The organism is Plantactinospora sp. KLBMP9567, from assembly GCF_033446045.1.
In the GTDB taxonomy this organism is placed as follows: Bacteria; Actinomycetota; Actinomycetes; order Mycobacteriales; family Micromonosporaceae; genus Plantactinospora.
The window spans coordinates 133,848-144,079 of the sequence record NZ_JAWQRR010000006.1 but is presented as its reverse complement, the minus strand read 5'-3'; the positions used below and the strand labels follow the sequence as shown (position 1 = coordinate 144,079).

Sequence of the window (10,232 nt, the reverse complement as noted above, 5' to 3'; positions counted from 1 at the left end):
CCGTCATCGGCGGCGGCTCCTACTGCCCGAGCAGCGGCAGCGTCGGCCGGGGCGGGACGCCGTCGAGCCGCCCCTGGGCCAGGGCCGCGAACCGGGCCGCGAACGGCTGCCACACCTCTTCCACGTCGGCCAGCACCTCGGCGCAGGCGGCCACCACCAGCTCGGGGTCGTAGCCCAGCGCGGCCAGCGTCGCCGAGTCGGTCGTCCAGTCGGCGATCATCGCGACGTCGCACTCGATGTGGAACTGGAGCCCCCAGGCCCGGTCACCGAGCCGGAACGCCTGGTGCGGATAGCGGGTCGAGGCGGCCAGCAGGGTCGCGCCCTGCGGCAGCTCGGTGATCTCGTCGACGTGCCACTGGAGCACGTCCGGGATCATCGGCACGTACCGGAACAGCGGGTCGCGCTCGGCGGCGTCCCGCTTGCCGACGACGCTCGGCCCGACCTCCGGCCCGGCCGCGCTCCGCTCGACCGTCCCGGCGTGCGCGGTGGCCAGCAGCTGGGCGCCGAGGCAGATCGCCAGGGTCGGCACCCGGTGCCGGACCGCCTTGCGGAGCAGCCCCTCCAGGGCCGCGAACCAGGGCGCCCCGGGCGTGCCGTCGGGTGCCGGGTACGGATGCTGGGGGCCGCCGAGCACGACGAGCGCGGCGTACCCGGTCAGGTCGTCGGGCAGCGCATCTCCGGCGTACGGCCGGAGCACCGCCAGGCCGAGCCCGGCCTCGGTGAGCCACTCCCCCAGCCGGCGGAGGTCGTCCGTCGGGTCGTTCTCGATCACCAGTGCGGTCGCGGCGCCGCCCGCGCTGCCGGTGTCGCTCTCGGTTCCGGTCTCGGTTGCCACGGTGTCGAGGCTATCCGGTGCGCCCGACGCCCACCGATAGGCTCGGGGCCGAGCAGGTTTGAGGAGGCGGGGTTGCCCGACGATCAGGCGGTACGACAGGCGCTACGACCACCGGCGCTGCGGCCCGGCGACACGGTGCTGCTGGTGTCGCCGTCCGGCCCGACCCGACCGGAACGGGTCGCCCGTGGCGTGGAACTGCTCACCGGTTGGGGCCTTCGTCCCGTACTCGCCCCGAACGCGTACGCCCGGCGCGGCTACCTGGCCGGAGACGACGCGCTGCGCGCCGCCGACCTCAACGCGGCCTTCGCCGACCCGGCCATACGCGGCGTGCTCTGCACCCGGGGCGGCTACGGCGCGCAGCGGGTGGTCGACGCGATCGACATGTCGGTGGTGCGCCGCGACCCGAAGGTGGTGGCCGGATTCTCCGACATCACCGCGCTGCAACTCGCGCTCTGGCGGGGCGCCCGGCTGGCCACCGTGCACGGCCCGGGAGCGGCCTGGCTCGACGAGCGCACCCCGCCGGTCTCGGCCGAGTCGCTGCGGGCCGCACTGATGTGCCCCGAGCCGGTGGTGGTGCACCGGCTGCCGACCGAGGAAACCGCGAGCGTGCTGGTCCCCGGGGTGGCCACCGGCCCGCTGATCGGCGGCAACCTCTGCCTGCTCGTGCACTCCCTGGGTACCCCGGACATGCCGGACCTGACCGGCGCGGTCCTGCTGGTCGAGGACATCGGGGAGCCGCCGTACAAGGTCGACCGGATGCTCACCCACCTGCGCCGGTCCGGCGTGTTGACCGGGGTGGCCGGGGTGGCGGTCGGCCAGTTCACCGACTGCACCGACGGCTGGGCGGTCGGGGTGGCCGAGGTGCTGGCCGAGCGGCTCGGCGACCTGGGGGTGCCGGTACTCGGCGGGCTGCCGATCGGGCACGGCGTCGGGCAGCTCACCGTGCCGGTCGGGGTACCGGCGAGGATGGACGCGGACGCCGGCACCCTGACCGTCTCGCCCGCCGTACGCTGATCCGCACCTCCGCCCGCTCCCGGCCGTGCCGTGACTCCGGCGCGCGGCTCGGCGCCCTCTCCGGCCGCGCCGGGCCGCGGGCTATTCCACCCGCTCACGCTCGGGCGACTCGCCGGTCGGCGTCAGCGCCCGTTCGAACCGGACGCGTAACGCCGGCCAGTCGGCGAGCAGCCCGGCGGTCTCCAGCGGCGTCAGCGCGGTCCGCACCTCGCGCGTCATCCCCGCCTCGACGAGCCGTACGAGCACTTCGGCCGCGAGCTTCTCGTCGCCGCCGCCGTACGTCCGCAGTGCCTTCGCGAGCAGCCCGCCGAGTCGCCGGTCCACTCCCCTGGATGCGGCCAGCAGCGTAAGACCGCACCGCAGCAGCCGATCGCGGTGTTCGCGGTGCACGCCCCTGCCCACCATCTCCTCCAGCACCTGCACGGCCAGGTGCGGCGGCAGTTCCACCTCGCCGGCCAGCCGGTCGAGCAGCAGCCCGAAGACCCAGCCCCGATGCTGCTCGTCGATCGCGTCGAGCAGTCTGGCGAGCCGGAGGTAGCCGTCCCGGCGCTCCGTCGCCTCGCCGACCGCGACCGGCGTGGCGAGGAAGGTCAGCAGCTCGTACACCAGCGAGGTGGCCGCTGCGGTGGGCCCCACCAGGAAGCCGTTGATCCCGTGGCCCAGCGACGACGCCGGCTCGAGCGCGTGCACCAAGACGTCGTCGTCGATCCCGCACCGGAAGTACGCCCGCCGCGCCACCAGCTCCCAGGACTGTCCGCCCCGGTTGAACGTCGCCAAGTCCGCCTCCTCGGGCAGCACGATGTCGTACGTCCAGAGCGGATCGACGGACGGTACGCCCGCCTCGGCCGGATCGGCTACCAGGTGCAGCGAGATGTCCCGGCTGCCGTCCTCGGCCCGGACCCGGTCGAGCGCCAGCGCGTCCACCAGACTGCTCCAGTCCTCGGAGCCGAGCTGCGACTGCCAGAGCAGGGTCTCGCGATGCCAGACCGGCACCACGTGCCGGTCCGGATAGAGGCGGCTGACCCGCAACGTGCCGGCAGCGCAGACCGCCAGCAGCAGCAGGTTGGCGCTGTACGCGGCATGCCGCGCCGGCACCGGCAGCCCGCGCGGCTGGTACGAGTCGAACCGCCGGGCCAGGCGGGTGTGGTGGGCGGCCCGGAACAGCCGGACCAGCAGGTCCACCAGGGCATCCCGGCGCTGCGCGGCGACCGTCGACATGAGGCCACGGAGAAAGCCGAGGGTCGGTGCCCGCCCGCTCAGCGCCGCGTAGGAGAGCAGCGCGTGCAGCAGGTCGTCGTCGGCCGGCCCGCCCCGCAGCGGCATCATCGTGGCGGCCTCCCGGGCCGCGATGTCGGTCAACACCTGCCAGGTGAACCGGGCGACCAGGAATTCGCCGAAGGTGGCGTGCAGGAACTCGTACGTCTCCAGTTGCTCGTCGTCGCGGAGCGCACGCGACCGGTGTACGAAGAAGAACCGGCCTAGCACGATCTCGGCATGCCGCAGCGGGGCTCGCAGCCCGGCGTCGGCGCCCGGGGTGGGGACGGGCCCGAAGAGGGCCAGCAGGTCGTTCTCCAGTTGGGTTTCGCTGATCCACAGGGCATTCCGGTTGAACATCGCGAAGGCGACGACCGACAGCCGGCGCAACTCCGCCTCGACGGCATGCTCCAGCTCGTACTCGGGCAGCCCCTGGCGGTGCTTGACCACCTCACGGCGGGCGAACCTGCGCAACAGCCGCTCGTAGAGTTCGTCCTGCCGCAACACGCCCGCCGAGCGCAGGGCGTTGTCGTCCGCGTCGTAGAGCGCGAGCATCAGCAGCAGCAACGGTTGCTCGGCAAGTTCACCGTGGGCGAGCACGGTCGGCAGGTCCAACGGGGCGACGCCCCGGCCGGCGAACTCCTGCGCGTTGACCTTGTTCCAGTTGGCCAGCCAGACGGCCACCCGGGGCTCGTCGAACGGCTCCAGCCGGAGCGCGACGGTCCCCTCGGGCGCACGGGCCCGATCGGCGACGCTGGTCCGGCTCGTCACCAGGACCACCAGCGGCCGGTCCTGGTCGGCCTCCCGGCGCTGGAACGCCGCGACCTTGACGAGGTAGTCGGTCTGGGCGACCCCGGTCGCCTGGAGCAGTTCGTCGAAGCCGTCGAGCAGGATCACCGGCAGGGCGTCGCCGGCCGAGCGGACCAGCGCGGGCCAGTCCAGCCGCTCGCCGGTGGCCTTGCGGACCGCGTACTCGATCTGGTCCTGTAGGTCGGCGGTGGCCGGCATGTCACGGACCACCAGCCGGACCGGCAGGAAGTCGGCGGCCGGCAGCCGGGCGGCCAGCACCCGGGTGAGGACGGACTTGCCGGAGCCGGGCTGACCGAGCACCAGCAGCGGCGCCTCGACCGCCCTGGGATTGGTGAGATAGCCGGTGAGGAACTCGGACAGGTCGTCCCGCACGGGCTGCTCGGCCCACCAGGACTCCTCGCTGGGCCGAGCCGCCGGACCGAGTTCGGCGATCCGGTACAGCGGGGGCACGTAGCCCGCACCGAGGGTCGGTACCCGGATTCCCGCCGGCACGTCGCCGGACTCGACGACCGGGCGGGCCAGCTCGGCCGCGTACGCCCGGGTCAGTCCGGAGCGCCGCTCGGACGGCAGCCGCCCGACGGTAGCCTCCGCGAGCAGCCGTTCCAGGTCGGCCAACGCGGCGGCCACCTCCCGTACCTCGGCCCGGGTGCCGGCGTGCTCGCGCAGTACGGCCCAGAACCCCACCTCCGGAAACTCGGCGGCGAGCCGGCCGAACAGTTCCTGGTGCCGTTCCTGCGCCCGGCCCGGCAGCGCGTGCAGCATCTCCTCGAACGCCGCCCGCTTCGACCAGGTGAGCCGATCCCACACGGCAAGTCCGGCGACGAACCTCCGCATCCCGTCCGCGGCGGTGGCGTAGTACTCGGCGAGCGCCGTCTGGAACAGCTCGTACGGCTGGTGCGGTCCGGGCACCGGCACCCCGTCCGCGAAGAGACTGCCCAGCAGGGACTCGTCCGTCCGGCCCGCCCCGACGATCGCCTTCTGCTCCCACTTCGTCAGTTGCAGGTCCTGGAACCGGAACGGCAGGTCCGACTCCGCGAACGCCTCGAAGAAGGCGGTGACCACCAGTACCCGGTGTGCGGCGGCCAGCCGCGCGGTCCGGCCGTACCGCGACAACCCGGACCGCGCCTCGGAGAGCCTGCCGACGAGTTCGTGGCTGAGCCGGATGAACTCGGCCTTGGCGTCGAAGAGTGCCAGTACGGCCGGCGCCGCCACCGCCGCGCCGAGCAGCGCTCCCCCGGTGACCTTGTCCAGCGCGGTCACCACCGGGCTACGTGCTCCCCCGAGCAGCCGGGCGGCGTCGGCGTAACTCAGCGTCCGGGGCATGCGGCGGCTCCTGTCGGTCGGGACGTGCGGTACAAGCTTGGCGGTAGCGGACAACCGGCGGTAGTGGGCAGCGACCCTCGGGAGCGGACGCGAACCAGCACGAAAGACGGCCGGCCACGGGGACGACTCTCAGCCGACTGCCAGCCGGCCCGGCGATTCCCAGCCGGCTGACAGCCGTCTCCGAACTACCGCCCAGCGTGGTGCCGCATGGTGGGGCGGACTGACCAACAGCACCCGCCGTAACGGCGTACGCACCCAGGGAGGGATTTCAGCATGAGTAACCTGCTTTCCCGGAAGAAGGTCCTCGGCGGTCTGGTGGCCGCCGGAGTACTCACGGTGGGTCTCGCGGCCCCGGCCGTGGCCTTCGCGGAGGATGGGACCACGCCCGCGCCGACCCCGTCGTCGTCGGAGCGCGGCACGAACGCTCCGGAGCACGGCAAGCGCTGGGCGGAGCAGCGCGGCAAGCTGGCCGAGCAGCTCGCCGAGGAGCTGGGCGTGCCGCAGGACAGGGTCGAGGCGGCGCTGGCGAAGATCAAGGAGCAGCACCGGGCCGAGTGGAAGGACCGGGCCGAACAACGCGGCAAGGGCAAGCCCGACGCGGGGTCGAAGGCCGATCGGGGGGCCATGCTGAAGGAGCGGCTCGACAAGGCGGTCTCGGACGGCAAGCTGACCCAGGAGCAGGCCGACGCCATCCTCGCGGCGGTCAAGTCGGGCGTCTTCCCCGCATTCGGCGGCGGGCACTGGGGTGGCCCGAAGCACGGCGGCCCGGCCGGCGCTCCGGCGGACGGCGGCGAGTCGGACACTCCGGCCACGAAGTAGCCACGGAGCAGTACTCCCGGCCACCGGGTCGCGCGTCCCGTCCGGCGCGCGACCCGGAACCGCCGGTCGAGTCGGGCACAGATCGGGTGGCGTCGGATCCCTGGGCGCGCCCGTCGAGTCAGACGTCCTGAGGCGGACCGGTCCGGTCAGGCGATGCAGGCGCAGACGATGAGCGCGGCCCCGAAGTGCGTGGCGGCGCTGACCCGGGCGGCGGGATGCGGCTCGTCGGCGCAGATCACCTCGCCGAGCTTGCCGGGCGTGAGCCAGTCGAGCACCAGGAAGCCGAGCGCCATGACGCCGAGCCCGATCAGTCCGAACAGGACGGCGGAGGCGAGACCCTTGGTGAAGTCGGTGTAGCTGGTCAGGATCGCGGTGAAGACGATGGCCGCGATGCCGAGTTGGTTGGCGAGCAGCAGCAACGCGGCGTTGGCGTTGCGGCGTACCCAGATCAGCTCGCGCAGCCGGCCCGGGGTGAGGAGGTCGACCAGCCCGAAACCCGCGGCCATCAGGGCGATGCCGACCACGCCGAACACGATGCTCTGCCAGGCTCCCACGAGCAGGTCCTCGACCACCGGCTGTCTCCCATCGGGTGTGGGCGGCCGAACGAGGGGGCCGCGTCGTCACGGACGATAACGCGGCCCGACAACCGTGGCTGACCCGTGCCCCGGGGAGCACCTCCCGGCTAGAGCAGGCCCAGGTAGCGCTGTCGCTCGTACGGGGTGACCTCGCGGCGGTACTGCTCCCACTCGGCGCGCTTGTTGCGCAGGAAGAAGTCGAAGACGTGCTCGCCGAGCACCTCGGCGACCAGTTCGGAGCCGGCCATCACGTCGATCGCCTCGGCGAGGTTCTCCGGCAGCGACTCGTACCCCATCGCCTTGCGCTCGGCGTTGGAGAGCGACCAGACGTCGTCCTCGGCGCCCGGCGGCAGCTCGTAGCCCTCCTCGATGCCCTTGAGCCCGGCGCCGAGCAGCACCGCGAAGGCGAGGTAGGGGTTGGTCGCCGAGTCCGGCGAGCGGACCTCGACCCGGGCCGAGTTCGGCTTGCCGTACGCCGGCACCCGGACCAGCGCCGAACGGTTCAGGTGACCCCAGCAGACGTACGCCGGGGACTCGGTGATCCGGTCCGGCAGCGCCTGCGGGAAGAGCCGCTTGTAGGAGTTGACCCACTGGTTGGTGACCGCCGTGTATTCCCGGGCGTGCACCAGCAGCCCGGCGATGAAGGCGCGGCCGACCTTGGAGAGCTTCATCGGGTCGCTGGCGTCGTGGAACGCGTTGCGCTCCCCCTCGAACAGCGACAGGTGGGTGTGCATGCCGCTGCCCGGCTGGTCGGTGAAGGGCTTGGGCATGAAGCTGGCCCGTACCCCGGTGGAGAGCGCGACCTCCTTGACCATGTGCCGGAAGGTCATGATGTTGTCGGCCGTGGTGAGCGCGTCCGCGTAGCGCAGGTCGATCTCCTGCTGGCCGGGCGCGACCTCGTGGTGGCTGAACTCCACCGAGATGCCGATCCGCTCCAGCGCCAGCACCGCCTGCCGGCGGAAGTCCCGGGCCACCGCGTGGGTGGTGTGCTCGAAGTAGCCGCCGTCGTCGACCGGGACCGGCAGCGAGCCGTCGTTGGGGCCGTTCTCCAGCAGGAAGAACTCGATCTCGGGGTGGGTGTAGAAGGTGAAGCCCTTCTCGGCGGCCCGGGACAGCGCCCGGCGCAGCACGTGCCGCGGGTCGGCCCAGGACGGGCTGCCATCGGGCAGCAGGATGTCGCAGAACATCCGGGCGCTCTCGCCGGAGACCCCGCCCTCGAACGGGAAGACCTGGAAGGTCGTGGGGTCGGGCATCGCCACCATGTCCGACTCGAAGACCCGGGCGAAGCCCTCGATGGCGGAGCCGTCGAAGCCGATCCCCTCGTCGAAGGCCGCCTCCAGCTCGGCGGGGGCCACCGAGACGCTCTTCAGCGTGCCGAGCACGTCGGTGAACCACAACCGGACGAACCGGATGTCACGCTCTTCCAGGGTACGGAGCACGAACTCCTGCTGACGGTCCACCTCAACCCCTCGCACACTCTGTTCGGACCGGCCCAGCCGGCGCACGGCCTAGCAGTCCAGTCTTCACCTGTTCCGTTACGCAGACGTTACGTGAGCTAGACCGGAACCGATGCGCGGGGTGGCCCGGCCTGCGTACTTGCTGGGCGTTCGTCCCAAAGATAGCCCCGGGACCGACTCCGGCGCCCACCGGTACGGCGGACCGACGACCGGCGGAGCACCGGTGGTACCGGCATCGCCCGGATCCGCGACCGGTCGGCAGCGGGTCGGCGCCCACGCGGCACGGGGTGAGCGCCACCACGGCCGGCGCCACCCGGTGCACCGAGCCGGACCGGACCGGCTGCGGCAAGATGGAGTCATGCCGACCTTGCGCATCGCCCTGGCCCAGGTCAACCCCACCGTCGGCGACGTAGCCGGGAACGCGGCCCTGATCCGGGAACGGTCCCGGCAGGCCGCCGGAGCCGGCGCGCACCTGGCGGTCTTCCCGGAGATGATGCTGACCGGATACCCCGTCGAGGACCTGGTCTTCCGGGACTCCTTCGTCGCCGCCTCCCGGGCCACCCTCGACCGGCTCGCCGCCGACCTCGCCACCGACGGGCTCGGCGGGCTGCCGGTGCTGGTCGGCTACCTCGACGCCGACGGCCCGGCCAGCGCCAACGCCGAGGCCACCCCGACCCGGGGTCCGCGCAACGCGCTCGCGGTCCTGCACGGCGGGCGGGTAGTGGCCCGCTACTTCAAGCACCACCTGCCCAACTACGGAGTCTTCGACGAGGACCGCTACTTCGTTCCGGGCGACACCCTGACGGTGGTCCGGATCGGCGGAGTCGACATCGCGCTGACCATCTGCGAGGACCTGTGGCAGGCCGGCGGCCCGTTCACCGTCGCCCGCCGCGCCGGGGTCGGGCTGGTCGTCAACATCAACGGCTCGCCGTACGAGCTGAACAAGGACGACGTACGCCTGCCGCTGGTCCGCCGCCGGGCCGCCGAGGCCGAGGCGACAATCGCGTACGTCAACATGGTCGGCGGCCAGGACGAGTTGGTCTTCGACGGCGACTCGATGATCGTCGCCGCCGACGGCACCCTGCTGGCCCGCGCCCCGCAGTTCGTCGAGCACCTGCTGCTGCACGACCTCGAGCTGCCCGCCGGCCGCGCCGACGCCTCCACCGGTACCGAGCCGGCGCAGCCGGTGCCGGCCGGCGTTCCGGAGGAGATGGCCATCACCCGGGTCCGGGTCAGCGACAGCCTGCCCGCCCCGGCCGGTCCCCGGGTCACCGGCGGCGTCACCGAGCCGGTGGTCGACGAGGGCGAGGTGTGGCAGGCCCTGGAGCTGGGGCTGCGCGACTACGTCGACAAGAACGGCTTCCGCTCGGTGGTGCTCGGCCTCTCCGGCGGCATCGACTCCTCGCTGGTCGCCGCGATCGCGGTGGACGCGCTCGGCCCGGAGCGGGTGGTCGGGGTCTCGATGCCGAGCCAGCACTCGTCGGAGCACTCCCGGGACGACGCCGCCGAGCTGGCCAAGCGGACCGGCCTGGACTACCGGGTCGAGCCGATCCAGCCAATGGTCGACGGCTTCCTGGCCAACCTGTCGCTCTCCGGGATGTCGGTGGAAAACCTCCAGGCCCGGGTACGCGGAGTGCTGCTGATGGCGCTGTCGAACCAGGAGGGCCACCTCGTGCTCACCACCGGCAACAAGAGTGAACTCGCGGTCGGCTACTCCACCCTCTACGGCGACTCGGTCGGCGGGTTCAACCCGCTCAAGGACGTCTGGAAGAGCCTGGTCTGGAAGCTGGCCAACTGGCGCAACGCGGAGGCGGTCCGGCGCGGCGAGACACCGCCGATCCCGGAGAACTCGATCCGCAAGCCACCGAGCGCCGAGCTGAGCCCCGGCCAGCTCGACAGCGACACCCTGCCGGACTATTCGGTCCTCGACGCGATCCTGGTCGGTTACGTCGACGGCGACCAGGGCCGGGACGACCTGGTCGGGGCCGGGCACGACCCGGAGGTGGTGGACAGGGTGCTGCGGATGGTCGACATCGCCGAATACAAGCGCCGGCAGTCCGCACCCGGTCCGAAGATCTCGATCAAGGCGTTCGGTCGGGACCGCCGACTGCCGATCACCAACCGGTGGCGCGAGCGTCCCTGACC

General features: G+C 72.5%; 7 protein-coding genes. 3 read left to right on the top strand and 4 right to left on the bottom strand.

Annotated features, from left to right (window positions below):
• Positions 1-19: 19 nt before the first annotated feature.
• The gene (locus R6Y94_RS03485; RefSeq protein WP_318394278.1) at positions 20-835 is read right to left on the bottom strand and encodes a type 1 glutamine amidotransferase; all 816 of its coding nucleotides are present in this window, start codon (positions 833-835) and stop codon (positions 20-22) included.
• Between the two features lie 72 nt (positions 836-907).
• Here R6Y94_RS03485 and R6Y94_RS03480 point away from each other — a divergent pair, with 72 nt between their 5' ends.
• Positions 908-1,849: an LD-carboxypeptidase gene (locus R6Y94_RS03480; protein WP_318394277.1), complete on the top strand. Its 942-nt coding sequence runs from the start codon at positions 908-910 to the stop codon at positions 1,847-1,849.
• Positions 1,850-1,930: 81 nt separating this feature from the next.
• On the opposite strand, the gene R6Y94_RS03475 is transcribed toward R6Y94_RS03480, so the two are convergent.
• Complete coding sequence (locus R6Y94_RS03475; RefSeq protein WP_318394276.1) at positions 1,931-5,236, bottom strand: hypothetical protein; 3,306 nt, start codon at positions 5,234-5,236, stop codon at positions 1,931-1,933.
• 273 nt (positions 5,237-5,509) lie between these two features.
• Here R6Y94_RS03475 and R6Y94_RS03470 point away from each other — a divergent pair, with 273 nt between their 5' ends.
• The gene (locus R6Y94_RS03470; protein ID WP_318394275.1) at positions 5,510-6,055 is read left to right on the top strand and encodes a hypothetical protein; all 546 of its coding nucleotides are present in this window, start codon (positions 5,510-5,512) and stop codon (positions 6,053-6,055) included.
• Positions 6,056-6,201: 146 nt separating this feature from the next.
• Here R6Y94_RS03470 and R6Y94_RS03465 read toward each other — a convergent pair whose 3' ends face one another.
• Positions 6,202-6,627, bottom strand: a complete 426-nt coding sequence (locus tag R6Y94_RS03465; RefSeq protein WP_318394274.1) for a DUF350 domain-containing protein — start codon at positions 6,625-6,627, stop codon at positions 6,202-6,204.
• Positions 6,628-6,737: 110 nt separating this feature from the next.
• Positions 6,738-8,090: a type I glutamate--ammonia ligase gene (gene glnA / locus R6Y94_RS03460; RefSeq protein WP_278063361.1), complete on the bottom strand. Its 1,353-nt coding sequence runs from the start codon at positions 8,088-8,090 to the stop codon at positions 6,738-6,740.
• Between the two features lie 109 nt (positions 8,091-8,199).
• Here glnA and R6Y94_RS03455 point away from each other — a divergent pair, with 109 nt between their 5' ends.
• The gene (locus R6Y94_RS03455; RefSeq protein ID WP_412102681.1) at positions 8,200-10,230 is read left to right on the top strand and encodes an NAD+ synthase; all 2,031 of its coding nucleotides are present in this window, start codon (positions 8,200-8,202) and stop codon (positions 10,228-10,230) included.
• The last annotated feature ends 2 nt before the right edge of the window (positions 10,231-10,232 follow it).